Genomic DNA, 25,261 nt, shown 5'->3' on the forward strand with positions numbered 1-25,261 from the left:
CCTATGAATCACTCCGGCACCCTGCTCAGCGTGCTGGCCATCCTGGCGCTGACCTTCGGCACCGCCTTGTTCGTCGCCGCGGAGTTCTCGTTGACCGCGTTGGACCGCAGCACGGTGGAGGCCAACGCCCGCGACGGAGACGCCCGCGACCGCTTCATCCGCCGGGCCCACCGCCGGCTGTCGTTCCACCTCTCAGGCGCGCAGCTGGGGATCTCGATCACCACACTGGGCACGGGCTACCTCACCGAGCCGCTGGTTGCGGCCCTGCCCCACCCGTGGCTGGACGCGATCGGGTTCTCCGACAAGTTGGCCGACACCGTCACCACCGCGCTGGCCCTGGTGATCGTGACGTCGGTGTCGATGGTCTTCGGCGAGCTGGTGCCCAAGTACCTGGGTGTCGCGCGGCCACTGCGGACCGCCCGTGCGGTGGTCGTGCCGCAGTGGTTGTTCTCGGTGGTGTTCACGCCGGCCATCCGGATGACAAACGGGGCGGCGAACTGGATCGTGCGCCGGCTCGGCATCGAGCCGGCCGAAGAACTGCGGTCGGCGCGCACCCCCCAGGAGCTGGTGTCGCTGGTTCGGACCTCGGCGCGGCGCGGCTCGCTGGACGACGTCACCGCGTCGCTGATGCACCGCTCGCTGCAGTTCGGCACGCTGACCGCCGAGGAGCTGATGACGCCGCGGTCCAAGATCGTCGCCCTGCAGACCGACGACACCGTCGCCGATCTGGTCGCCGCGGTCGCCGCTTCGGGGTTCTCGCGTTTCCCGGTCGTGCACGGTGACCTGGACGAGACCGTGGGCATCGTGCACGTCAAGCAGGCCTTCCAGGTGCCCGCGGCGGACCGGGCGCATACGGTGTTGCGGATGGTGGTCAAACCCGTCGCGGTGGTGCCCTCCACCCTGGACGGCGACGCCGTGATGGCCCAGATCAGGGCCAATGCCCTGCAGACGGCGATGGTGGTGGACGAGTACGGCGGCACCGCCGGCATGGTCACCATCGAGGATCTGATCGAGGAGATCGTCGGCGACGTCCGCGACGAGCACGACGACGCGACGCCGGATGTGGTGGCGTACGGCAGTGGATGGCGGGTCTCGGGCTTGCTGCGCATCGACGAGGTGCAGACCGCCATCGGTTACCGGGCGCCGGAAGGTCCGTACGAGACGATCGGCGGCCTGGTGCTGCGCCAACTCGGGCATATCCCGGTCGCCGGTGAGACCGTCGAGCTGCCCGCCCTGAACCGGGACGGCCTGCCGGACGAGACGATGCGCTGGCAGGCCAAGGTGGTGCGGCTGGACGGGCGCCGGCTGGACCTGCTGGAGCTCAGGGAACTGCCCCCGCTGGACCGGGGTGAGCGATGAACTCCATCGTGGCGGTGTTGCTGACGATCGTGCTGATCGCGGTCAACGGCTTCTTCGTCGGCGCCGAGTTCGCCCTGATCTCGGCCCGCCGCGACCGCCTCGAGGCACTGGCCGAACAGGGCCGGGCCAGCGCGGTCACCGTCATCCGTGCCGGCGAACAGCTGCCCGCGATGCTGGCCGGCGCTCAACTGGGTGTCACCGTGACGTCGCTGCTGCTCGGGCGGATCGCCGAACCGGCGTTCGCCTCGTTGCTCGAGTCGTCGTTCGAGCTGAGCGGCGTGCATTCCACCGTGCTGCACACACTGTCGTTCATCATCGCGCTGGGCTTGGTGGTGACGCTGCATGTGCTGCTGGGTGAGATGGTGCCGAAGAATATCGCGCTGGCCGGTCCGGAGCGCACCGCGATGTTGCTGGTCCCCGCGTATCTGCCCTACGTGCGTGCCGCGCGCCCCGTCATCGTGTTCTACAACAAGTGCGCGAACGGGATACTGCGGCTGCTCGGCGTCCAGCCCAAGGACGAACTCGACATCACGGTGTCCACCAAAGAACTCTCGGAGATGATCGCCGATTCGCTTTCCCAGGGTCTGCTCGACCAGGAGGAGCACGTGCGGTTGACCCGTGCACTGCGAGTACGTACCCGGGTGGTCGGAGACGTCGCGGTGCCGCTCGCGAAGGTGCACGCGGTTTCGGTGGCATCGGCCGGCGCCGGGCCCACGATCGGCGCGGTGGAGCAGGCGCTGGCGCAGACCGGCTACTCCCGTTTCCCGGTGGTGGACCGAGACGGGAACTACGTCGGCTACCTGCACATCAAGGACGTGCTCGCGCTCGGAGACGACCCGCACACGGTCATCGACCGATCGCTGGTGCGTCCACTGCCGACGATTCCCCAGTCCCTGGGATTGCCCGACGCGTTGTCGCGGATGCGCCGCAGCAACAGCCATCTGGCCCTGGTGACCGACGGCGACGGCACGGTGGTCGCCCTGGTGGCGCTGGAGGATCTGGTCGAGGACCTGGTCGGCAGCATGCGCGACGGGGCTCCCCGCGGTTGATCGACAAGCCCGTATGATCTGAGCGGCCGCGGGTACCGGTCAAGTGCTGTGGGGAAGGAAATCCCATGTGCCCGCGTTGCCAGGAAGCGATTCACACGGCCCGCCGCGTTGCAGCGGGCAAAGCTGTCAGCGCGCCGTGACCTGGCGTTCAGGATCGGCCGGGCTAGGCTCGTCGCGGCTGGTCGGACTACCTCTCGGTAGTCTGACGGTAGCCAGTCGGCGGGTTTGCAGTGGTTCGGTGACGCTGGTGAGGGGCCAGAAAGGCCATTACGGAGGAGAACAATGACTGATCGGGTGACTGATCGGGTGCCTGAAGGCAATTTGCGCGTGGCGCGGGTGCTCTACGACTTCGTGAACAACGAGGCACTGCCCGGCACCGGTATCGACCCGGACAGCTTCTGGGCCGGTGTAGACAAGGTGGTCACCGACCTCACCCCGCGCAACCAGGAGCTGCTGGCGATTCGCGACGACCTGCAGGCCCAGATCGACAAGTGGCACAAGCAGCGGGTGATCGCACCGGTCGACCAAGAGGCTTATCGGGAGTTCCTCACCGAGATCGGCTACCTGCGCCCCGAACCCGACGACTTCACCATCACCACTTCCGGTGTCGACGACGAGATCACCACCACCGCGGGCCCGCAGCTCGTGGTGCCGGTGCTGAACGCCCGGTTCGCGCTCAATGCTGCCAACGCGCGGTGGGGCTCGCTGTATGACGCGCTCTACGGCACCGACGTCATACCCGAGGACGACGGAGCAGTGAAGGGCTCGGGCTACAACAAGGTGCGCGGTGACAAGGTCATCGGCTACGCCCGTAAGTTCCTCGACGGCGCCGTGCCGCTGGCGTCGGGCTCCTGGGCGGACGCGACGGGCCTGAGCATCGAGGACGGACGGCTGCAGGTGGCGCTCGGGTCGCACTCGACCGGTCTGGCCAGCCCGGAGAAGTTCGTCGGTTACGCCGGTGAGCTCGGCTCGCCCAGCTGGTCGGTGCTGCTGGTCAACCACGGTTTGCACATCGAGATCCTGATCGACCCGCAGTCGCCGATCGGCCAGACCGACGCGGCCGGCATCAAGGACGTGGTTCTCGAGTCCGCGATCACCACCATCATGGACTTCGAGGACTCGGTGACCGCCGTCGACGCCGACGACAAGGTGCTCGGCTACCGCAACTGGCTCGGCCTGAACCGGGGCGACCTGGCCGAGGAGGTGAGCAAGGACGGCAAGTCGTTCACCCGCGTGCTCAACCCGGACCGCACCTACACCACCCCTGAGGGCGGGGAGCTGACGCTGCCCGGCCGCAGCCTGCTGTTCGTGCGCAACGTCGGGCACTTGATGACCAACGACGCCATCGTCGATGCCGAAGGTAACGAGGTGCCGGAGGGCATCCAGGACGCGTTGTTCACCGGTCTGATCGCCATCCACGGATTGCGCACAGGTGAGCACAACGGTCCGCTGCAGAACAGCCGCACGGGTTCGGTGTACATCGTCAAGCCGAAAATGCACGGCCCCGACGAGGTGGCGTTCACCTGCGAACTGTTCAGCCGCGTCGAGGACGTGCTGGGGTTGCCGCAGGCCACCCTCAAGGTCGGCATCATGGACGAGGAGCGGCGCACCACCGTCAACCTCAAGGCGTGCATCAAGGCCGCCGCCGACCGCGTCGTGTTCATCAACACCGGGTTCCTGGACCGCACCGGCGACGAGATCCACACCTCGATGGAAGCCGGCCCGATGATCCGCAAGGGCGCGATGAAGAACAGCACCTGGATCAAGGCCTACGAGGACGCCAACGTCGACACCGGTCTGGCTGCCGGCTTCAAGGGCAAGGCCCAGATCGGTAAGGGCATGTGGGCGATGACCGAGCTGATGGCCGACATGGTCGAGCAGAAGATCGGCCAGCCCAGGGCCGGCGCCACCACCGCGTGGGTGCCGTCTCCGACGGCCGCAACCCTGCACGCCATGCATTACCACCAGGTGGACGTGGCCGCCGTCCAGGACGAACTGGCGGGCAAGAAGCGGACCACCCTCGACGAACTGCTGACCATCCCGCTGTCCAAGGAACTGGCCTGGGCGCCGGAGGAGATCCGCGAAGAGGTCGACAACAACTGCCAGTCCATCCTCGGCTACGTGGTGCGCTGGGTGGAACAGGGCGTCGGTTGTTCGAAGGTTCCCGACATCCACAACGTCGCGCTCATGGAGGACCGCGCCACGCTGCGCATCTCCAGCCAGCTGCTGGCCAACTGGTTGCGCCACGGCGTGATCACCAGCGAGGACGTCCGGGCCAGCCTGGAACGGATGGCGCCGCTGGTCGACAAGCAGAACGAAGGCGACCGGACCTACCGGCCGATGGCGCCCAACTTCGACGACAGCATCGCCTTCCTTGCCGCACAGGAGTTGATTCTGGCCGGTGGCCAACAGCCCAACGGCTACACCGAGCCGATCCTGCATCGGCGTCGCCGGGAGTTCAAAGCACGCGCGGGTGCCTGATCCGGCGCTGCGGGGCAGCTACCTGAACACGATTCGACGGAGAGGACGCGGACACCGGCATGGGTAGGCACAGCAAGCCCGACCCCGGGGATTCCCTGCCCGACCGCGAGCCCGAGCCGTTCGACGAGTCTGTCGATGAGCCGCGATTCAGCGACGAATACGAGCAACCCGCCGTCGATGACTATCCCGACTTCGGTTTCCGTCCGGCCGACCCCGAGCCGCGGGCCGCGTGGGAGCCCTCGGTCGGTGAGCCACCGGTCGCTGAGCCGGTGGCAACTCCCCCACCGCCGCCGTTTCGGGCCAGTCACCGCGGGCTGCGGGACTGGCAGGGCGGTCACCGCAGCGCCGGTGGCCGCCGCGGAGTCAGCATCGGGGTGATCGTCGCGCTGGTCACCGTCGTCGTGGTGGTTGCCGGGGTGATCGTCTGGCAGTTCTTCGGTGACGCGTTGTCGCATCGTTCGCACACGGCCGCGGCGACCTGCGCGGGAGGCAAGGACGCCGTCGCCGTGCTGGCCGACCCGTCGATCGCCGACCAGGTCAAGGAGCTTGCCGACGGCTACAACAAGCAGGCCGGCCCCGTCGGTGACCGCTGTGTGGACGTGACCGTCAAAGCGGCCAATTCCGATGCCGTCATCAGCGGGTTCATCGGCAAATGGCCAGCCGATCTGGGTGCCCAGCCAGGCCTGTGGATTCCCGGTAGCTCGATCTCCGCGGCCAGGCTGTCCGGTGCAGCGGGTCAGAAGATCATCAGCGACAGCCGATCGCTGGTGAGCTCGCCGGTGTTGCTGGCCATCCGGCCCGAGTTCAGCCAGCAGTTATCGACGCAGAACTGGGCGGCCCTGCCCGGCCTGCAGTCGAACCCGGCGTCGCTGGGGAATTGGGGATCGTTGCGGCTGGCCCTGCCGGTCACCGGCAACGGTGACGCGTCGTTCCTGGCCGGTGAGGCGATTGCCGCGGCGTCGGCGCCCGCCGGTGCGCCGCCGATGGCCGGCATCGGTGCGGTCCGCACCCTGATCGGCGGGCAACCCAAACTCGCTGACGACTCCTTGACCGAGGCGATGAACGCATTGCTCAAGCCGGGCACCAAGGCCGAGGAGGTGACAGCGGCGCCGGTGCATGCCGTGGTCACCACCGAGCAGCAGTTGTTTGCGCGTGGCCAGTCGATCCCCGACGCGAAGAGCAAACTGGCATCCTGGACTCCGCCGGGGCCGGTCGCGGTGGCCGACTACCCGACCGTGCTGCTGAGCGGCTCGTGGCTGAAGCAGGAACAGACCACCGCCGCCAGCGCGTTCGCCCGGTACATGCACACCCCCGAGCAATTGGCGAAGCTGGCCAATGCGGGATTCCGGGTCAACGGTGTCAAGCCACCGAGCAGCCCGGTGACCAGCTTCGCGGCGCTGCCCTCGACCCTTTCGGTCGGAGACGAGTCCATGCGGGCAACCCTGGCCGACACCATGGCCACACCGGCCACCGGGGTCGCCGCAACGATCATGCTCGACCAGTCGCTGCCCAATGACGACGGCGGCGGCAAGACCCGGCTGTCCAACGTGATTTCGGCCCTCGAGAACCAGATCAAGGCATTACCGCCGAGTGCGGTCATCGGACTGTGGACCTTCGATGGCCGTGAGGGCCGAGCCGAAGTGCCGGCCGGGCCGCTGTCCGACCAGGTCAACGGCCAGCCACGCACCGCGGCATTGTCGGCGGCACTGGACAAGCAGTACTCATCGGGCGGCGGTGCCGTATCCTTCACCACCCTGCGCATGATCTACCAGGAAATGCAGGCCAATTACCGCGCCGGCCAAGAGAATTCCATTCTGGTGATCACCGCCGGGCCGCATACCGACCAGAGTCTGGACGGCCCCGGGCTGCAGGACTTCATCAAGAACAGCACTGACCCGGCCAAACCCATCGCGGTCAACGTCATCGACTTCGGTGGCGATCCGGACCGGGCGACGTGGGAAGCGGTCGCCCGGCTCAGCGGCGGCGGTTACCAGAACCTCTCGACCTCGGCCTCCCCCGATCTTGCCAGCGCGGTCAGCAATTTCTTGAGTTAGGGCTCGCACGTGCCGTTCACCCCGGATCCCAGGCTGTACCCCTTCGAGTCCCACTGGTTCGACAGCACACGGGGCCGTATCCACTACATCGACGAGGGGGACGGGCCGCCGATCCTGTTCTGCCACGGCAATCCCACCTGGAGCTTCCTGTACCGCGACATCATTGTGGCGCTGCGAAATGAGTTTCGTTGCATCGCACCGGATTACCTGGGCTTCGGGCTCTCCGAGCGCCCCGCCGGATTCGGGTACAAGATAGACCAGCATGCGGCTGTGGTCGGCGAGTTCGTCGATCACCTCGGTCTCGACGGATACCTGACCATGGGCCAGGACTGGGGCGGTCCGATAGGAATGGCCGTGGCGGTCGAGCGTGCCGACCGGGTGCGCGGGGTCGTACTGGGCAACACCTGGTTCTGGCCCACGGACGTGTTGACCACCAAGATCTTCAGTTGGGTGATGTCCAGTCCACCAATGCAATACGCGATCGTGCAGCGCAATTTCTTTGTCGAGCGGATGATTCCGGCCGGCACGACGCGGCGGCTCAGCCCGGCCGTGATGGAGCACTATCGGGCGGTGCAGCCGAACGCGCAAGCGCGTAAGGGCGTCGCCGAGATGCCCAAGCAGATCATGGCCGCCCATCCCCTGCTCGAACGGCTCGGCCGGGAGGTGCCGGCCAAGCTCGGCGCCAAACCGGCCCTGTTCGTATGGGGCATGAAGGATTTCGCCTTCCGGCCCGGACCGTCGCTGCCGCACCTGCGCGCGGCGTTCCCGGATCACGTGCTGGTCGAGTTGCCGACCGCCAACCACTTCATCCAGGAGGACGCGCCCCAGGAGATCGCCGCCGCGATCCTCGACCGGTTCGGCTAAAACTCACTGGTAGACCGTCGGTGGTACACAGGCGTGCGATCGACGCCGGTCAGACCTGAAAAACTCAAGCTCAGAGCCGGAAGTCCCCCATGCTGTCATCGTCGGCTTCCTCGTCGGTGTCGAGCAATGCCAGGTGCTGTGGCTGGAACCACTTGTTGAGCAGGAGGCGCAGCGGCACCAGCATCGCGATGAACAAGGGGAATAAGATCCCCGCCGGGCTGCTCTTGAGGATCCACAACACCACCAGACAGAGAAGCTGGACCAAGGTGAAGAGGTGGATGACCTTCCAGGGAACATGACGAACGTAGTGGGTGTTGGGATACAGGTTGCGGTCCGTCAACCACAGTTTCAACCGCGCATAGAAGTCCGTCCCGTTGAGGGTGGCGAAACCCATGAACAGGAACAGGCCGAAAAGTACCTCAATCGGAATTTTCTTGATGAGCGGCAACATGAAAAGCGAGGCCGCGATCAGGATGTGAATGGCGAGCGCGGAGACTCGATTTTCTCGGACAGCCAGGATGCGCTCGGCGCCGGAATCGTCGTCTTGCGACTGGTTTCCACCAAGTCCCTGTGACACATAGGTGTCGGTAGGTCGTCTGGTGGTCGCCAGACTCTTGACGTGGTTGAGGGAATGGACGGTGGCCGCGACAATCCAGGGCAAACCGAACACCGAGCACACCGCGGTGATGACGCCGACGACAGCCAGGTCCAGGTGATAGCCGCCACCTTTTCGGAGGGCATGCGAAGGATTGTTGACCAGACGAGTCGTAATATTCTGGTCGAGAAACAGCAGAACGGTGACCAGGATAGCCGGCGCGAGGCAGGCGAAAATCAGCCAGACGGGCACCGAGAACATGTCGACGAGCCAGGACCGGCCGGTGGTGGTGCCCAGATGGTCAGGAATGGCCACGTCCGCCACCTTGACCTCCGGCAACGCCAACGCGAATATTGTCATCAGCGCTATGGCGATGGTGGGCCCGAAATCTGCCACGAATTCCCGGAACCTGCGCTGGACATACCTGGTCTGCAGGAAAGTCTTGAAGGTGCGGGCCAACAGGAATGTCCCCAGTGCCAGGACCACGGTCATCAGGGCGGTCGCGTCGTTACGCGGTGACGCGGTGAAGGGCGACACCACGGAGCGCGCTGCTTCGAAGATGAAGATGACGGCGATGAGGACGGCGAAGATCTCGTCGACGAAGCGGGTGAAGAACTTCATGAGCGCGCTGGCATCGGTCACAGCGAGGACGAGCATGAGAATGCCCGACCAGACACCTACCCAGGCATAGACCGGCAAAAAGGGAAGGTCGAAACGCTGGCACATTGTGTACAGCAGGCCGGTGAAGATGACGATGGGGCCGGTGCCGCCCAAGATTGTCAGGGGTTGGGCGGAGAAAAGCGCGAACAGGATTCCGCCCAAGGCGGTTGCCACAATCATTTCCACGATGCCGATCTCACCGTGGGTCATGACACTGGTGAGGCCACCGAAGGCAATAGCATTCGCAAGGCAGGCGAAAAAAAGAAAACTCACCGACGCTACGACTTTCGAATGCAGCCCGTCCTTGAAGTCGCTGACGTAGAAAGGCAGCTTCCGCTGCACATCCGCCCGAAGACCGCCGCCCAATCGGCCGGTGTAGGTCAGGAGGCCGACCTCCTGCGCTTGTGGGGCGTCCGACACGCTGCTCCGTTTGTGTGACACGTTTTCCACCCTATTCGACACAGTGAGGAGCACTCAGCGACTTTCAGGTAAGTCTTCGATGCCTGAACGGGTGAGGACGAGTGCGCCTGCCGATCGCCGATCCGTTACAGCGCCCGTGCCGGCAACCCTGCACTACGAAATCCCAGCGAGCCGCGAATCTCGTTGCGGTGGAACCTATTCGCAAGACGAGACCACTCGTAGCAGGCAAGGATCTCTCGCCCAGCTTGAACCAGGGTCCGGTGGCGGTGCCGGCACCATCACACGACTTATCACCCCGAGTTACGCCGACTAAGCATCCTCGAAGCGCAGGCGGCTTGACATAGGGATCTCATGCGAACGCCTCCGCGGGCGGGCACGAGCAGACCAGGTTGCGGTCGCCGTACGCGCCGTCGATGCGACGCACCGGCGGCCACACCTTGGGCCGGAATGCCTTGCCCAACGGGTAGGCGGCTTCCTCCCGCGTATACGGGTGACTCCACTCCGAGGTCACCAGGCACTCGGCGGTGTGGGGTGCCCCGCGCAACGGGTTGTCGTCCACCGGCCACTGCCCGGACCCGACGCGATCGATCTCGCCCCGAATCCCGATCATCGCGTCACAGAACGCGTCCACCTCGGCCAGGCTCTCACTCTCGGTGGGCTCCACCATCAGCGTGCCGGCCACCGGGAAGCTCATGGTCGGTGCGTGAAAGCCGTAGTCTGCCAGTCGCTTTGCCACGTCGTCGACCGTCACACCGGTTGCTTTGGTGATACCGCGCAAGTCCAGGATGCACTCGTGGGCGACCATGCCGTTCTCCCCGGTGTAGAGCACCGGGAAGTACTCGTCGAGGCGCCGGGCAATGTAGTTGGCCGAGGCGATCGCGGTCAGAGACGCGGCCCGCAGGCCCTCGCCGCCCATCATCCTGATGTAGGCCCAGCTGATCGGCAGGATCGACGCCGACCCGTAGGGCGCGGCGGACACCGGGTGTCCCTGCGGCAACTCGGGTGCGTACACGTGGCCGGGCAGGAACTCCGCCAGGTGTGAGCGCACCGCCACCGGCCCGACGCCCGGACCGCCGCCGCCGTGCGGGATGCAGAACGTCTTGTGCAGGTTCAGATGGCTGACGTCGCCGCCGAACTTGCCCGGCCGGGCCAGGCCGACTAGTGCGTTGAGGTTGGCGCCGTCGACGTAGACCTGTCCGCCGGCGTCGTGTACGGCGGCGCAGATTTCGGCGATATCGTGCTCGTAGACGCCGTGGGTGGACGGGTAGGTGATCATCAGCGCCGACAGCCGGTCTGCGTGTTCGCTGACCTTGGCGCGCAGGTCGGCGAGGTCGACGTCGCCGTTCTCCAGGCAGCCCACCACCACCACCCGCATCCCGGCCAGCGCCGCCGAGGCGGCGTTGGTGCCGTGCGCGCTGGACGGGATCAGGCAGATGTCCCGGTGCGGTTCGCCGCGGCTGGCGTGGTAGTCGTGGATCGCGAGCAGGCCCGCGTACTCGCCCTGCGAACCCGCGTTGGGTTGCAGCGAGACGGCGTCGTAGCCGGTGATGGCGACCAGCCAACCTTCCAGGTCAGCGATCAACCGGCGCAGGCCGGGGGTGTCGGAGGCCGGGGCGAACGGGTGCTGGCGCCCGAACTCCGGCCAGGTGATCGATTCCATCTCAGCGGCGGCATTGAGCTTCATCGTGCAGGAGCCGAGCGGAATCATGCTGCGGTCCAAGGCGATGTCCTTGTCCGCCAGCATGCGCAGGTAGCGCATCATCGATGTCTCGGTGCGATACCGGTGAAACGCCGGATGCGTCAAGAAATCCGATGTGCGCGAATGGATTTCGGCGTGTGCAGGCTCAACCGCCGACACCCCGAAGGCGTCCAGTACCGCCGCGACGTGGGCGTCGGTCGTCGTTTCGTCGCACGCCACCGAGACGTGGTCGGCGTCGACTCGCCAGAGGTTGATTCCAGCGGCCTTAGCCGCGGCCACCACCGCGTCGGCGCGGCCGGGAACGTGCGCCAGCACGGTGTCGAAATAGGTGTCGTGCACCAGCGCCTCACCCAGCGCGCCGGCGATCGTCTCGGCGTGGGAATGCACCCGGCGCGCGATGTCGGTCAGACCCTCGGCACCGTGGTAGCTGGCGTACATGGCGGCCATCACCGCCAGCAGCACCTGCGCGGTGCAGATGTTGCTGGTCGCCTTGTCGCGGCGGATGTGCTGTTCGCGGGTCTGCAATGCCAGGCGGTAGGCCGGCGTGCCGTCACTGTCCACCGATACCCCGACCAGCCGCCCGGGCAGCTGCCGGGCGTGCTTGGTGTGCACCGCCAGGTATCCGGCGTGTGGGCCGCCGAATCCCATTGGCACGCCGAACCGTTGGGTGGTGCCGAACGCCACGTCGGCGCCGATTTCGCCGGGCGGGGTCAGCAACGTCAGCGCCAGCAGGTCGGCCCCGATGGCCACCAGCGCCCCACGATCGTGCGCCTGGCGCACCAGCGCGCTCCAGTCGGTGATCCGACCGCTGGCACCGGGCAATTGAGCGATCACCCCGAAGAAGTCGCCTCCGTCCGGCAGATCCGGAAGACCGCAGCGCAGGTCGGCGGTGACGATCTCGATGCCCAGCGGCGTGGCCCGGGTGGACAGGATCGCGGCGGTCTGGGCGAATACGTCTTCGTCGACGACCAGGCGGCCGCCGGCACCTTTCCCGCGGAAGGCGCGGTGCATCAGCGTCATCGCCTCGGCGGCGGCCGTTCCCTCGTCGAGCATCGACGCGTTGGCGACTTCGAGGCCGGTGAGGTCGGTGACCATCGTCTGAAAATTCAACAGCGCTTCCAGCCGGCCCTGGCTGATCTCGGGCTGGTACGGCGTGTAGGCGGTGTACCAGGCCGGGTTCTCCATGATGTTGCGCAGCAGGACCGGCGGGGTCAGCGTGTCGTAGTAGCCCTGCCCGATCATCGACACCGCGACGGAGTTGCTGTCCGCCAGCGCGCGCAGCTCGGCCAGCGCCTCGGCTTCACTGGCGGCAAGCGGCAGCCGGTCCAGGCCCGGGGCGATACCGGTGCCGGTCAGCCTGTCGAGGATGCCGGAGGGTAACGCCTTGGCCGCCAGATCGTCGAGCGAGTCGACGCCGATGACGTCGAGCATGGTCGCAACGGCGGAGCTGTCCAAACCTATGTGCCGGTGTGCGAACGTGGAATGGTCGGACACGGAGCTACTCCTGACATGAGAGGACGACGGGTCCTCTCCCTCTGTCTTCACCCGTGCAACGGGCGCCTGAGAGATTCGGCGCGCGAAGCGCCTTTCCCCATCGGCGGGCTGTGTTTCATGACCGGTGCCCGGTCGAGCCACTTTCCAGAGGCATCGTTGTCTCGGGCGGTCCGGGTGCCTGAGAGGTTGACGGAGAGGTATTGCTCCTTCGGCGTCCGTAGCTGGCGGCCACGGAACTCTCCCGCGCGAGTGCGATGCGCGGTCCAGTTTACCTCTGCTGTCGAGTCAGCCGATCTTGCGGTCGCGGTGCTTGCGGCGCGAGGCCAGCTCGTCCTCCGGCGCGGCGATCGACTCGCCCCCGTCGGCCCGCTCACCGGGGAAGTCGGCGATGACGCCAGTCAGCTCGCGCATCGCTCCCGACACGGCGATGCCGAACACACCCTGGCCGCCCTGCAGCAGGTCGACGACCTCTTCGGCCGACGTGCACTCATAGACGCTGGTGCCGTCGGAGAACAGGGTGATGTTGGCCAGGTCCTGGACCCCCCGCTGGCGCAGGTGGTCAACCGCGACCCGGATGTTGTGCAGCGAGATCCCGGTGTCCAGCAACCGCTTGACGATCTTGAGGACCAGGATGTCCTTGAAGGAGTAGAGGCGCTGACTGCCCGATCCCGCCGCGCTGCGGATGGAGGGCACCACCAACGAGGTGCGGGCCCAGTAGTCCAGCTGGCGGTAGGTGATGCCGGCGATCTGACAGGCGCTCGGTCCGCGGTAACCCACCAGCTCGTCGGGCACGGAATCGTCGGGGAACAGGCCGGGCTGCACAGGATCGGGCACGCCTTTCGGCGCGGTGGCCGGGTGGTCAGCAAGATCCAGCTGTCCTTGACGTGGCTGCTCGCTCACGGTGCTTCCTCTCGCCGATCGCGCTGTTGTCAGTAGCTGCGGCATTGGCTGCCCCAACAGCCACGTTATCTCAGCTGCGAGTGTTAGAGAGCATACGCTGTTCGGTGGCTGCCGTGCTCTGGGTCGATCATCAACTCGTCACCAAAGTATGGCTGGCGGCTTGGTCAGTGGGTGATATCTGCCAGGCGTGTCGACAATCCGTTGTGTGATATGAGACGCATCCGTGACCCGGACCGGGTAGTTGTGCGCGGCCGTACCGGACCAGGAGTTCGATTCAGGTCGCCTTGAAGTCGTCCGGTGAGACGCTGTCAAGAAATTCCTTGAATTTCTCCACCTCGTCTTCGCGGACGGCACTGCCGGATTCTTCGTCGCTCTCGTCCGGAATCAGCAGACCGGCCTGGGCGAGCACTGCCTCCTCGACGTAGATCGGCACCCCTACCCGCAGCGCGATCGCCACCGAATCCGAAGGCCGGGCGGACACCTTGATGTCGCGATCGAAGATCAGGTCCGCGTAGAAGGTGCCTTCCTGCAGATCCACGATTCGCACCTCCTTGAGCGAATGCCCAAGCGCGGCAATGAGATCCCTGATCAAGTCGTGAGTCAGCGGCCGGGGCGGCTCTACCCCTTGCTGCTCGAGCGCGATCGCCGCGGCCTCCGACTGGCCGATCCAGATCGGCAGGTAGCGGTCACCATTTGCCTCGCGCAGCAACAACACCGGCTGGTTCTGCGGCTGCTCGACGCGAATGCCGACAACACGAACTTCACCCATCTGCGTCTGCCCTCCGCACGCGCTGCTTTGACTCGTTCCGCCGGATACCAGCTGTCGAAGGAAGTCTAGTCCTCAGCGGTGCAGAACGTCGCGAACGGCGGACTTGATCAGTGAGGTGTGCAACGTGATTGCGAGCGCGGCGACCTCTCGCGCCAAGTCGTCGGCACGGTCGCGCGCACCGGCCTTGTCCGCCTTGACCAGAGGCCCGGCGATCTGGGCGATCAGGTCCGACTGCCGGTCGGCCGCAGAACGGAACGCCCGCAGGTGCCTGGGTTCGACGCCGTAGTCGGCCAGCGCCCTCGCACACTGCAGGATCACCACGGCGTGTTCGTCGAAGAACCCCGCCGGCCCGGTGGTGATCACGCCCGCCTTCAGCAGGGCGGTCAGCAACTCGTCGTCGACTCCGGAGCGTTCCAGTAGGTCCTCGCGACTGAGCCGGATGCGAGTCGGTGCCACCGATTCGGAGCCGGCTTCGGATCCGGCGCCGTCGGACACCGACACCAATCGCGGTACCCCGTAGGGAGATCCGAATGCCGGCAGCTCCCCATCGGGCAGGGCGTCCAGCTGAGCCCTGATCACCTTCAGGGGCAGGTAATGGTCCCGCTGAGCGGTGAGAATGAAGCGCAGTCGCGCACAGTCGTACGCCGTGAACCTCCGATAACCCGACGCCGCCCGTTGCGGCGTCACCAGCCCCTCGGCCTCCAGGAAACGAATCTTGGAGATTGTGACGTCGGGAAAGTCCGGTCGCAGCAGATCCAGGACCGCCCCGATCGACATCCCGGCGAGCGCGGGGCTATCGGGCGCGCTCACTGGCCCCCGGATCCCCCGTCGTCGTCACCCTTGGGGCCGGTGAGGAAGACCAGACGGAACTTACCGATCTGCACCTCGTCGCCGTTGGCCAGCACGGCCGAATCGACCGGTTCACGATTGACGTAGGTGCCGTTGAGGCTACCGACGTCGACGACGTTGAACTCGCCGCCTTCCAAACGGAATTCGGCGTGCCGACGGCTGACCGTCACGTCGTCGAGGAAGATGTCGCTGTCGGGATGCCGACCGGCGGAGGTGATGGCCTGATCCAGCAGGAAGCGGGACCCGGCGTTGGGTCCGCGTTTGACGACCAGCAACGCCGAACCCGCCGGGAGTCCCTCCACCCCGGACACGGAGCTCTCGCTGCCCGACTGAGCGGGCGCGTCCAGTTCGTTGAGGAAGTCGGCGCGGAAGACTGAGGTCGTCTCCACGGTGACTTCGTCATTCTGGTCGTTATCCATTCCCGTCACCCGCTGCTCCTCACTGGCCGCTGTGGCGTTGTCTGACCGGGCCGTTCGGCCGGCCGCCCACTCGGATCTACCGCTGCTACTGCGCTGCTGCCCACTGCTTGAAATAACCGATGTCTTGACCGTACCGCGCACGTGTCGGCCGTGTGCCGACCACTGCAGGATCCTAAGCCCGACATCCCGGCTTCTCCTATAGCCATGCCGGATCCCCCACGCGGTCGCGCATCGTGCCACGCAACGCTTTCGGGACCTTAGCAATCGTCATTCGGTCAGCGTGCCGCGGTACGCCTGCGCGTCGAGCAGGCCCGCGAGCGCTTCATCGAGTGCGGCGGCATCGGCGCCGTCGACCTGCAGCTCCAGCAACCAGCCTGCGCCGTACGGATCGGAGTTCAACAGCTGCGGAGTGCTGTCCAGATCTGCGTTGACGGCCGACACCTTGCCCGACACCGGGGCGTAGAGATCCGACACGGATTTCGTCGATTCGACTTCGCCGAAGGAATCGCCGGCGCTGACCTCGGTGCCCACGTCGGGCAGCTGCACGAATACGACGTCGCCGAGCGCCGACTGAGCGAAATCGGTGATCCCGACCCGGACGGTGTCTTCCGCGCTGCGGCGAACCCACTCGTGTTCGGCGGTGTAGTGCAGATCGGACGGGATATCGGTCACGGTGATCCTGTTCTGGTCGCGTCGTTCACTTGCCGGGCTGAGCGTATTGGTGCGGTTTCAGTTGTCGCAAGGTGGTCACCTCGAGGCGGTCGGCCTGTTGCACCGTCATGCGTCCACCCACCCGCTTGACGCTGTCCTCCGCGCCACCGGGGATGTTCATGGCCGCGGCGAGCGTGGGCGGATCACCAATCGCCAGAAGCGAATACGGCGGCGCGAACGCCTTGCTGTCGATGGTCAAGGCACCCGCCGAACCGGTCACCCAGGTGTCCACTCCGACGCGCACGGACTGGCGGGCATCGTCGATTTCGATCGCCTCGGCGCCGGCGGCGCGCAACTCGTTGATCACGTCGAGCAACACCTCCGGCGCCACTCCCGGTCCGGGGTCCTCGATCTTCACCGTGACACCTGGGCCGGTTGCCCCGACCACCCCGGCCAGAATGGACAACGCGGCCAGTCGGGCCTGTGCGCTTTCGATGGCGGCCTGATCGGTGTTGCCCGACGCCTGCAACGCATTAATGGTGTTCTGCAGGTCGGCGACTTCGGTGCTCAATGTCGCTTCGCGCTGCCGGAGCGAATCCAGCAGGACCAGCAGGTCTGCGGGGCGAGCGGTCTCCAGGGAGTCGCCGGACTCGTTCTGCCGCACCTGGGTGACGATCGCGACACCCAACACCAGGCACAGCAACGCCGCCAGGGTGCCGAATATCAGCCGGGACCTGCCGCCGCTCAACATCGCCCGCAGGCCGGTCCGGCGCAATGGCCTGATGCCCGGACGCGGCCGGTTCCCCGGCAGTTCATGCCGGCCGCGCTGCGCAGGCTTCGCTGCCGGCGGTTCCGGGGAATCCTGGGTCACCTGCACCTCATTCCGTCAGGCTCCGAACAGCCGGCGCCGCAGCGCGGCGGCGTTGCCGAAGATCCGGATTCCCAGCACGACGATGATCGCGGTCGACAATTGGGTGCCGACGCCGAGTTGGTCGCCGACGTAAACGATCAAAGCCGCGACCAGAACATTGAAGACAAACGACACGACGAACACCTTCGGGTCGAAAATGCGTTCCAGGTAAGCGCGCAGCCCGCCGAACACCGCATCCAGTGCGGCAACCACCGCGATCGGCAGATAGGGCTGGATGACCTCGGGGACGCTGGGATGGAACACCAGACCCAGGACGATGCCGATGGCCAGTGCGGCGATTCCGATCACTTGGGCCCAATCTCTCTGGCGAACTTGACGTCCCGATTCGCTCCCGCGGGCAAAACCAGACTGTCGCCCGGGTCGACGCTGACGCCCACCCCGTAGGAGGCCTCCAGCAGCCTAAGCCGACGCAATCCGGGACTGCGATCGAAGGCGTCGCGCATCGACTTGGGCGGACCAACCGCAAGAATGGTGTACGGACTGGTGGTCGGATTGTTGTCGACCAGGATCGCTCCGCCGGCCTGCCGGATGGTGACGTTGGGCCCGATCCTGGCGCCGTCCACCGAGACGGCCTCGGCGCCGCTGGCCCACAGCGAATTGACGACGAGCTGCAGGTCGCGGTCGAGAATGATCTGCTGACTGCCGCTGACCCGTTGCTTGGAGGCGTCGGAGAGATTGGGGCCGGCGCCCGGATCGGTCACGGTCACCGTGAGTCCGGGGCCGCTCACCGGGGTGCTGGCCGCCGCGAGGCTGAGTGCATCCAGAAGGTTCAGCAGGCGCTGGCCCTCGGCATTCTCAGCCAGGGCCCGCCGCTGTACCTCGTCGACCTTCGCCGACAACGCGCTGCGCTGCTGGGCCAGCCGGGTGGCCGTAGCCTCGGTCAGGCGCACGTTGGTGGCCAGCAGTTGCTGCGCGGAGCGTACGCCGGGAGCGACCGAGCGTGCCTGCGCTAACGCAGCTGCGAACACGGCCGCCACCAAGGTCGCGGCCAGCGCCTGCCACATCCAGCCAAGGGCCCGGTCGCGTCCGCTCGGCGGCGCGGTGCGGGCCCGGCGTTCGGCGGCCGCCGCGGCGTACCCGGGGTCGAGATGCTCGGACAGCAGCGCCCGCAACAGCGAGGGCACCGGGATGCGCTGTGGGCGGGCCGCGTGCGTGCTGTAGCCGGCGTTGGGGTCATACCCGCCGAGCATCCGATCCGGATCAGCCATGCCCGACCTTCGGCATCCGGCGCATCACCAGGACCATCTGCACGACGTACAGCACGAACGCCCACAGGTACATGTACATGCCCCAGATCAGAAACGCCCAGCCGCAGGCCAGCACCAAGCGGCTCCACAGGGCGTCCCACTGGCCCAGTAAGACCAGCGGAAATCCGGACATCAGCGCAAAAGTCGCAGCCTTGCCCACATAGGTGACCGGCAGCGCCGACAGGCCGCGGCTCCACAGCAGCGGCAGCGTCCCGGCCAGTGCCGCGTCGCGGGCCAGCAGAGTCAGCACGAACCACCACGGAGCGATGTCGCTGATCGCGAAGACGATCGGCACCGTGACCATGTAGAGCCGGTCGACCGCAGGATCGAGCAGCATGCCCAGCCGCGACTGCTGATTCAGCAGGCGGGCGATCTTGCCGTCCGCCCAGTCCGAAACGCCGCTGAACATCAGGATCGCCACCGCCCAGCTGTAGGTGTGGGTCACCAGCATCAGGTAGACCAACACCGGAATGAGCCCAAGGCGGATGACACTCAGCACGTTGGGCACCGTCAGCACCCGGTTCTGCGTGAGCACTGGCTCCATGTGCCGTGACATTAGCCGGATGACCGGGTGCTCCGCACAACGGGAGCGGCGCAGGAATCCGGTCGAGCGTGAAGCTGGCTTCACCGTCGGACGCGAGCGTGAAGCTGGCTTCACCGTCGGTGACGACGACTCAGCGGAACACGCCGGGCAGGCTCAGGGTGGACAACGTGTCGTCGGACAATGGGTTGTCGTTGACCATGTAGGTCCATGTCGACGTCGGGCGCGCCAATTTGGACAGGTCCAGACCCGGCTCGTCCTCGAGCAGGTTCGCCGTCTCGAACGTCTGCTGAGCGGCCTCGATAGCGTCCGCGGCCAGCGATGCGAACGCGTCCACGGCCATCCGGTGGAACTCGTCGAGGGGGTTCTGCCGGCCCAGCGCGCGCAGGTGGATGCTTTCCCGGATGTCGGCCAGGTAAGCCAGGTGATCGGCCCAACCACGGTCCAGGTGGTACAGCATGATCAGCCGGCAGATCTCCTCCAGCCGTTCCTCAGAAAGCTCCTCGCGCAGTTCCTTATAGCGCTTGGGGGCCAGTTCCTCCAGCTCTTCGCGCGCAGTCGCGGTGCGCAGCAGGGTGTTTCGCCTATCGACGATAATTGCGCGCTGCTGGGCGATCAGCTGGTTGTAACGCCAGGTGTTGGCGTGCACATCGAGCAGTCGGCCTTCGGCGACGCGCTGCGCGTGGTCGAGCAGGCCATCTGTCTTTGGGCTGAGGATCCGGCCGTCCTCGTCGGTTTCGGTGGGCAGCTTGTTGCTGTCGAGATTGGCCGCGACCACGTCGTCTTCCCAACTCGAGAAGAACACCGACGAACCGGGGTCGCCCTGGCGTCCCGCCCGTCCGCGCAGCTGGTTATCCAGTCGCTCGGTGTGATGCCGGCCGGTGCCGACCACATGCAGCCCGCCCAGTTCGGCGACCCGGTCGTGGTCGGATTCGTCGGACCCGCCCAGCCTGATGTCGGTGCCGCGCCCGGCCATCTGGGTCGAAACGGTGACCGAGCCGTAGGTACCGGCCTCGGCGATCACCTCGGCCTCCTCGGCGTCGTTCTTCGCGTTCAGCAGCACCGCCGGAACGCCGCGGCGCGTCAGCCGCTCGTACAGTTCTTCGGATTCCGCGACGTCACGGGTCCCGACGAGCACCGGCTGGCCGGTCTCGTGCACCTCGGCGATGTGCTCGACGATCGCGTCGTTCTTGGCGGCGGCGGTGATGTAGACGCGGTCGGACTCGTCCTCGCGAATATTGGGGGTGTTCGGCGGGATCGGCGAGACCCCCAACTTGTAGAACTGCCGCAGCTGCTCGCCGGCGGCCAACGCGGTGCCGGTCATGCCGCACACCGTGGTGTAGCGGTTGATCAGCGCCTGCACCGTGATGGTGTCGAGCACCTCGCCGGTTTCGGTGGTCTCGATGCCCTCCTTGGCCTCGACGGCGGCCTGCAGGCCGTCCGGCCAGCGCTGCAACTGGGCGATACGGCCGCGGGACGCATTGATCAGGTGCACCGCGTCGTCGCGCACGATGTAATGGACGTCGCGCTGCAGCAGCACATGGGCGTGCAGGGCCACGTTGACCTCGGTGAGCGTGGTGCCGACGTGTTCCTCGGAGTACAGGTCGATGCCGCCGAGCGCCTTCTCGAGCTTGCGGGCGCCGAGTTCGGTCAGGTGGACGTTGCGGCTGTCGGCGTCAGTGGCGAAGTAGTCCTCGGCGTTCTTGTGGTTGACGAGCTGGCCGACCAGCTTGATGATCTCCAGCCGCGGGGTCTCCCGGTGTGTGGTGCCGGCGAGTACCAGCGGTACCAGGGCCTCGTCGACCAGCACCGAGTCGGCCTCGTCGATCAACGCGACATCCGGGTTCGGCGACACCAGGTCCTCGACGTCGGTAACCAGCTGGTCGCGCAGCACGTCGAAACCGATCTCGTTCACCGATGCGTAGGTGACGTCGCAGTCGTAGGCCGCCCGGCGGTCCTCACTCGTCGACTCGGCGGTGATCCAGCCGACCGTGAGTCCCATCGCCTCGATCAGCGGCCCCATCCACTCCGCGTCGCGGCGGGCCAGGTAGTCGTTGATGGTCACCACGTGCACGTGCCGGCCGGCCAGCGCGTAGCCCGCGGCCGCGATCGCGCCGGCCAGCGTCTTGCCTTCACCGGTGGCCATCTCGATCACGTCGCCGGCCAGCATGCGCAGCGCCCCGAGCAACTGCACATCGAACGGTCGCAGTCCGGTCGCGCGCTCGGCCGCTTCGCGCGCGATCGCGAGGAACTGCGGAATGTCGGCGGAGTCGGCCAGATCGTCCAGATTGAGCAGCCCGGCGGCCTTCCTCAGCTTCTCGTCGCTGAGATCCGCGGCTTCCTTCTCGTACTCTTCCGAATCGGTGACCACGGCCATCGAGCGGCTGCGGTTCTTTTCGGTGGTGGCACCGAGCAGGCGCCAAAAGCGGCTGCTCAGCCGTCCGGGCTGGGAGCGGGTGGTCTTCGGCACAGCCCAACGGTACGCGAACTGCGGACCGGTCCGATCAGGCCAGGTTTGATCGGCGCGGGTAGGCGACGGCCGGGTCGGTGAGGACGTTGACCACGGCCGGCAGCCCGCTGGCGAAGGCGCGTTCGAGCGCTGGGCGGAGCTCGGCCGGCGCCGACACCAACTCGCCGTGGCCGCCCAGCGCGCGTGCCACCTCGTCGTAGCGCGTGCCCGGGCGCAGGTCGGCGACGACCGAGTATCCGTACAACGCCTCCATGGGGTGTTTCTCCAGCCCCCAGATGCCGTTGTTGCCCACTACCGACACCACCGGCACCTGGTGCCGCACCAAGGTGTCCCACTCCATGCCGCTGAAGCCGAATGCGCCGTCGCCCTGCAGCAGAACCACCTGGCGTTCCGGCCGTGCGAGTTTGGCCGCCAGTGCATAGCCGGGACCCGAACCGAGGCAGCCGAACGGGCCGCTGTCCAACCAGCACCCCGGCTGGTAGCTGTCGATCACCCGGCCGGCGTAGGACCCGAAGTCGCCGGCGTCGATGACGACGATGGCGTCGCGGTCGAGCAGCGGAGCCAGCTCGGCGTACACGCGCATCGGATGCAGCGGGATGCGGTCCTCGGCGAGTTCGGCCTTCTCCTGATCGCGCGCGGACGTCTCGACCGCCCGAAGCCCATCGAGCCACTCCTGATGTTCGGACGTACCCGATGCAGCCAGCCCCGACAGGATCTCGGTGAGGTCGCCGTAGAGCTCGGCCGCTACCGGACGCGGATGGGCCCGTTCGGGGCGGGCCCGGTCGATCGCGATGAGCTGGGTGTCCGCCCCGAAAACCCCGCCGAAGCCGAGCCGGAAGTCCATCGGTACCCCCACGATTAGCGCCACGTCGGCTCCGCCCAGTGCTTTCGAGCGGGCCCGGGAGAAGGCCAGCGGGTGATCGGCCGGCACCGCACCGCGCGCCATCCCGTTCATCAGCACCGGGATGCTCAACTGCTCGGCAAGTCCGAGCAACGCGGTCTCGCCTCGTCCCCACCACACGTTGGTGCCGGCCATGATCACCGGTCGCTGGGCCCTGGTCAACAGGTCGACTGCGCGGTCCAGCGCATCGGCATCGACGGTGGGCGGCTTCGGGAGCTCGCGCAGTGCGCCGGGCCGGCCGTCGTCGTCGGACAGCGAAAACACGTGATCCATTGGGAAGTCGACGAATCCCACGCCCGACGGGGCACCGACCGACGCCTGCAGGGCCCGGTCGACAAGCACGCCCGCGTCGTGGGCGGATTGTGCGGTGGCGGCGAAGCGGGTCAGCGGCGCCACGAACGGCACATGGTCGATCTCCTGCAGCGAACCCATCCCCCAGCGCAGCGCCGGCGCCCGGCCGCCGAGCACCACCAGTGGGGATTGGTTCTGTTGTGCCGCCGCCATGGCGCTCATCCCGTTGGTGATCCCCGGGCCGGCGGTCAGGGCGGCCACACCGGGCACCCGGGTCACCTTGGACCAGCCTTCGGCGGCGAACGTCGCGGTCTGTTCATGGCGGGTGTCGATCAACCGGACGCCCTCTTCGCGACAGCCGTCGTAGATCGAGAACAAGTGGCCACCCGACAACGTGAAGAGCGTGTCGATGCCGCTGGCCTTGAGCCGACGGGCGATGAGCCGGCCGGCGTGCATGGTTTCGGTAGGGGCGGCTGGCGGGGTCATCTCGGTCATATCGAAAAAGCCTAGCCATCCCGCTTCGGGTACCTTCGCCGGAGGATTTCTGTTGCTCCGTCGCTCAGAACACCTCGACTGTGAGGAGACAAGGCCGTGGGTCCGAAGCCCTTTACACCGTCGATCGACTGGTCCCACGCGCTGGTGGATTCGCTGCGGTGGACCGCCATCGCGTGGACGATCAGCGCGTTCTGTGTCCTGGCCGCGCTGGTGCTGTTTCGGTTCCTGACCCCGTGGGGCCGGCAGTTCTGGCGGATCACCGGGCGATACTTCACCGGTCGGCACAGCGTCCGGGTGTGGCTGATGTTCGGCGTCCTGCTGCTGTCCGTGGTGATGGCGGTTCGGCTGAACGTGTTGTTCAGCTATCAGGGCAACGACATGTACACCGCCCTGCAGAAGGCCTTCCAGGGTGCCGCCGGTGACAATGATGCCGTCAAAAACTCTGGGGTGCACGGCTTTTGGATGTCCATCGGGATCTTCAGCATCATGGCGGTGATCCACGTCGCCCGGGTGATGGCCGACATCTACCTGACGCAACGATTCATCGTCGCCTGGCGGGTGTGGCTGACGGACCACCTCACCGGTGACTGGCTGGACGGCCGGGCCTACTACCGGGACCTGTTCATCGACGAAACGATCGACAACCCCGATCAGCGCATCCAGCAGGACATCGACATCTTCACCGCCGGCACGGGTGCCGGCCCGAATCAGCCGGGCACCGGAACCGGAAGCATCCTGTTGTTCGGCGCGGTGCAGTCGGTCATCTCGGTGGTTTCCTTCACCGCGATCCTCTGGAACCTCTCCGGCACGCTGACCTTCTTCGGGATCTCCTTCCCGCGCGTGATGTTCTGGACGGTCATCATCTACGTGCTGATCGCCACCATCATCTCGTTCATCATCGGGCGTCCCCTGATTTGGCTGAGCTTCCGCAACGAGAAGCTCAACGCCGCATTCCGGTACGCGCTGGTGCGCCTGCGCGATGCCGCCGAGGCGGTCGGCTTCTACCGCGGTGAGCGCGCCGAACGGGCCCAGTTGCGCAAACGATTCGCGCCGGTCATCGACAACTACCTGAAGTACGTCAACCGCAGTGTCGGCTTTTACGGCTGGAACCTGGCGGTGAGTCAGGCGATCGTGCCGTTGCCGTGGCTGATCCAGGCGCCGCGGTTGTTTGCCGGGGCGATCGATTTCGGTGACGTCAGCCAGACGGCGTCCTCGTTCGGCAATATCTCAGACTCGCTGTCGTTCTTCCGCAACGCCTACGATCAATTCGCGTCCTACCGCGCCGCGATCATCCGACTGTACGGCCTGGTCGAAGCCAACGAACAGGGCCGCGCGCTGCCGTCGGTGCTCGCCCTGGCGAGCACCGACGGTTCGGTGCAGATCGACAATGTGGAAGTTCGCAAGCCCGATGGCGACCGGTTGATCGACCCACTGGACGTGCGGTTGGAAACGGGACAATCGCTGGTGATCACCGGGCGCTCCGGCTCCGGCAAGACCACCCTGTTGCGCAGTCTCGCCGAATTGTGGCCGTTCGCCACCGGCACTCTGCACCGCCCGGGCGGCGACAACGAAACGATGTTCCTTTCCCAGTTGCCCTATGTTCCGCTGGGTGACCTGCGTTCGGTGGTGTGCTACCCGCTGGCCACCGAGGACGTCACAGACGGCGAGCTGCACGAGGTGTTGACCAAAGTGGCTCTGGCGCCTCTGATTTCGCGGTTGGATGAAGATCAGGACTGGGCCAAGGTGCTGTCTCCGGGCGAACAGCAGCGGGTCGCGTTCGCGCGGATTCTGCTCACCAGGCCCAAGGCGGTTTTCCTCGACGAGTCCACCTCGGCATTGGATCCGGGACTGGAGTACGCGCTGTACCAGTTGGTGCGCAGCGAGCTGCCGGACACCATCGTGGTCAGCGTCAGCCACCGTCCAGCCGTGGAACAACACCACGAGCGGCACCTGGAACTGCTCGGCGAAGCGCAGTGGCGGCTGGGGCCGGTGGAGACGAAGGCCGTGACCTCCGACCGCCCTTAGCAGCGGGCCCGCGGCTGCCGCCGCGTGCGTTTCGGCGCTGTGTCGAGCATGCATCATCTGACGTGTCGGCCGACCGAATCCGCTTACATAAACGTAA

General features: G+C 66.4%; 19 protein-coding genes and 2 riboswitches. Of the genes, 6 read left to right on the forward strand and 13 right to left on the reverse strand.

Annotated elements, in window-relative coordinates; translation table 11 throughout:
* Positions 1–3: 3 nt before the first annotated feature.
* The 5 genes from AC5Y7D_RS21585 to AC5Y7D_RS21605 all read left to right on the forward strand — a co-directional run bounded on the left by AC5Y7D_RS21585 (position 4) and on the right by AC5Y7D_RS21605 (position 7,807).
* Positions 4–1,359 carry a hemolysin family protein gene (locus AC5Y7D_RS21585; RefSeq protein ID WP_499927536.1) on the forward strand — a complete coding sequence of 452 codons (1,356 nt, stop codon included), beginning with the start codon at positions 4–6 and terminating at the stop codon, positions 1,357–1,359.
* Positions 1,356–2,408: a hemolysin family protein gene (locus AC5Y7D_RS21590; RefSeq protein ID WP_499927538.1), complete on the forward strand. Its 1,053-nt coding sequence runs from the start codon at positions 1,356–1,358 to the stop codon at positions 2,406–2,408. Before AC5Y7D_RS21585 ends, AC5Y7D_RS21590 begins: the two co-directional genes overlap by 4 nt.
* 294 nt (positions 2,409–2,702) lie before the next feature.
* Positions 2,703–4,889: a malate synthase G gene (locus AC5Y7D_RS21595; RefSeq protein ID WP_499927639.1), complete on the forward strand. Its 2,187-nt coding sequence runs from the start codon at positions 2,703–2,705 to the stop codon at positions 4,887–4,889.
* Positions 4,890–4,948: 59 nt separating this feature from the next.
* Positions 4,949–6,943 carry a substrate-binding domain-containing protein gene (locus AC5Y7D_RS21600; protein WP_499927540.1) on the forward strand — a complete coding sequence of 665 codons (1,995 nt, stop codon included), beginning with the start codon at positions 4,949–4,951 and terminating at the stop codon, positions 6,941–6,943.
* Positions 6,944–6,952: 9 nt separating this feature from the next.
* Entirely contained in the window at positions 6,953–7,807 is an 855-nt protein-coding gene (locus tag AC5Y7D_RS21605) for a haloalkane dehalogenase (protein WP_499927542.1), read from the forward strand.
* 70 nt (positions 7,808–7,877) lie between these two features.
* On the opposite strand, the gene AC5Y7D_RS21610 is transcribed toward AC5Y7D_RS21605, so the two are convergent.
* The 13 genes from AC5Y7D_RS21610 to AC5Y7D_RS21670 form a co-directional block, all read right to left on the reverse strand.
* Positions 7,878–9,482: a sodium bicarbonate transporter family protein gene (locus AC5Y7D_RS21610; protein ID WP_499927543.1), complete on the reverse strand. Its 1,605-nt coding sequence runs from the start codon at positions 9,480–9,482 to the stop codon at positions 7,878–7,880.
* Positions 9,483–9,831: 349 nt separating this feature from the next.
* On the reverse strand, positions 9,832–12,675 hold the full coding sequence (gcvP, locus tag AC5Y7D_RS21615) for an aminomethyl-transferring glycine dehydrogenase (protein WP_499927545.1): 2,844 nt from the start codon (positions 12,673–12,675) through the stop codon (positions 9,832–9,834).
* Between the two features lie 31 nt (positions 12,676–12,706).
* A riboswitch (glycine riboswitch) is annotated at positions 12,707–12,831 on the reverse strand.
* A riboswitch (glycine riboswitch) is annotated at positions 12,832–12,929 on the reverse strand.
* A gap of 31 nt (positions 12,930–12,960) precedes the next feature.
* Positions 12,961–13,575 (reverse strand): MerR family transcriptional regulator, encoded by a 615-nt coding sequence (locus tag AC5Y7D_RS21620; RefSeq protein WP_499927547.1) that lies wholly within the window; start codon positions 13,573–13,575, stop codon positions 12,961–12,963.
* A gap of 274 nt (positions 13,576–13,849) precedes the next feature.
* A complete protein-coding gene (locus tag AC5Y7D_RS21625) occupies positions 13,850–14,344 on the reverse strand; it encodes a bifunctional nuclease family protein (RefSeq protein ID WP_499927548.1) in 495 nt (164 codons plus the stop codon).
* A 72-nt stretch (positions 14,345–14,416) separates the two neighbouring features.
* Positions 14,417–15,154: a transcriptional regulator FtsR gene (ftsR, locus tag AC5Y7D_RS21630; protein ID WP_499927550.1), complete on the reverse strand. Its 738-nt coding sequence runs from the start codon at positions 15,152–15,154 to the stop codon at positions 14,417–14,419.
* Positions 15,151–15,612 carry a glycogen accumulation regulator GarA gene (garA, locus tag AC5Y7D_RS21635; RefSeq protein WP_499927641.1) on the reverse strand — a complete coding sequence of 154 codons (462 nt, stop codon included), beginning with the start codon at positions 15,610–15,612 and terminating at the stop codon, positions 15,151–15,153. Before garA ends, ftsR begins: the two co-directional genes overlap by 4 nt.
* A gap of 267 nt (positions 15,613–15,879) precedes the next feature.
* Entirely contained in the window at positions 15,880–16,284 is a 405-nt protein-coding gene (gene gcvH, locus AC5Y7D_RS21640) for a glycine cleavage system protein GcvH (RefSeq protein WP_499927551.1), read from the reverse strand.
* A 25-nt stretch (positions 16,285–16,309) separates the two neighbouring features.
* Entirely contained in the window at positions 16,310–17,134 is an 825-nt protein-coding gene (locus AC5Y7D_RS21645) for a DUF881 domain-containing protein (RefSeq protein WP_499927553.1), read from the reverse strand.
* Positions 17,135–17,149: 15 nt separating this feature from the next.
* Positions 17,150–17,482, reverse strand: coding sequence for a small basic family protein (locus tag AC5Y7D_RS21650; RefSeq protein ID WP_083111365.1), 333 nt, complete (start codon positions 17,480–17,482; stop codon positions 17,150–17,152).
* A complete protein-coding gene (locus tag AC5Y7D_RS21655) occupies positions 17,479–18,402 on the reverse strand; it encodes a DUF881 domain-containing protein (protein ID WP_499927555.1) in 924 nt (307 codons plus the stop codon). Before AC5Y7D_RS21655 ends, AC5Y7D_RS21650 begins: the two co-directional genes overlap by 4 nt.
* Entirely contained in the window at positions 18,395–18,985 is a 591-nt protein-coding gene (locus tag AC5Y7D_RS21660) for a CDP-alcohol phosphatidyltransferase family protein (protein ID WP_499927556.1), read from the reverse strand. Before AC5Y7D_RS21660 ends, AC5Y7D_RS21655 begins: the two co-directional genes overlap by 8 nt.
* Before the next feature lie 130 nt (positions 18,986–19,115).
* Positions 19,116–21,452, reverse strand: coding sequence for an accessory Sec system translocase SecA2 (gene secA2 / locus AC5Y7D_RS21665; protein WP_499927557.1), 2,337 nt, complete (start codon positions 21,450–21,452; stop codon positions 19,116–19,118).
* A 34-nt stretch (positions 21,453–21,486) separates the two neighbouring features.
* Positions 21,487–23,130, reverse strand: a complete 1,644-nt coding sequence (locus AC5Y7D_RS21670) for an acetolactate synthase (protein ID WP_499927643.1) — start codon at positions 23,128–23,130, stop codon at positions 21,487–21,489.
* A 105-nt stretch (positions 23,131–23,235) separates the two neighbouring features.
* Here AC5Y7D_RS21670 and bacA point away from each other — a divergent pair, with 105 nt between their 5' ends.
* Positions 23,236–25,164 (forward strand): vitamin B12 ABC transporter pemease/ATP-binding protein BacA, encoded by a 1,929-nt coding sequence (gene bacA / locus AC5Y7D_RS21675; RefSeq protein WP_499927559.1) that lies wholly within the window; start codon positions 23,236–23,238, stop codon positions 25,162–25,164.
* Positions 25,165–25,261: the final 97 nt, after the last annotated feature.

Source organism: Mycobacterium sp. NGS49 (assembly GCF_059812565.1).

Excerpts from the sequence above, each read along its gene's own strand:
- AC5Y7D_RS21585 (WP_499927536.1), top strand. The coding sequence starts at position 4 with ATGAATCACTCCGGCACCCTGCTCAGCGTGCTGGCCATCCTGGCGCTG.
- AC5Y7D_RS21590 (WP_499927538.1), top strand. The coding sequence starts at position 1,356 with ATGAACTCCATCGTGGCGGTGTTGCTGACGATCGTGCTGATCGCGGTC.
- AC5Y7D_RS21600 (WP_499927540.1), top strand. The coding sequence starts at position 4,949 with ATGGGTAGGCACAGCAAGCCCGACCCCGGGGATTCCCTGCCCGACCGC.
- AC5Y7D_RS21625 (WP_499927548.1), bottom strand. The coding sequence starts at position 14,344 with ATGGGTGAAGTTCGTGTTGTCGGCATTCGCGTCGAGCAGCCGCAGAAC.
- garA (WP_499927641.1), bottom strand. The coding sequence starts at position 15,612 with ATGGATAACGACCAGAATGACGAAGTCACCGTGGAGACGACCTCAGTC.
- AC5Y7D_RS21655 (WP_499927555.1), bottom strand. The coding sequence starts at position 18,402 with ATGGCTGATCCGGATCGGATGCTCGGCGGGTATGACCCCAACGCCGGC.
- AC5Y7D_RS21660 (WP_499927556.1), bottom strand. The coding sequence starts at position 18,985 with ATGGAGCCAGTGCTCACGCAGAACCGGGTGCTGACGGTGCCCAACGTG.
- AC5Y7D_RS21670 (WP_499927643.1), bottom strand. The coding sequence starts at position 23,130 with ATGACCCCGCCAGCCGCCCCTACCGAAACCATGCACGCCGGCCGGCTC.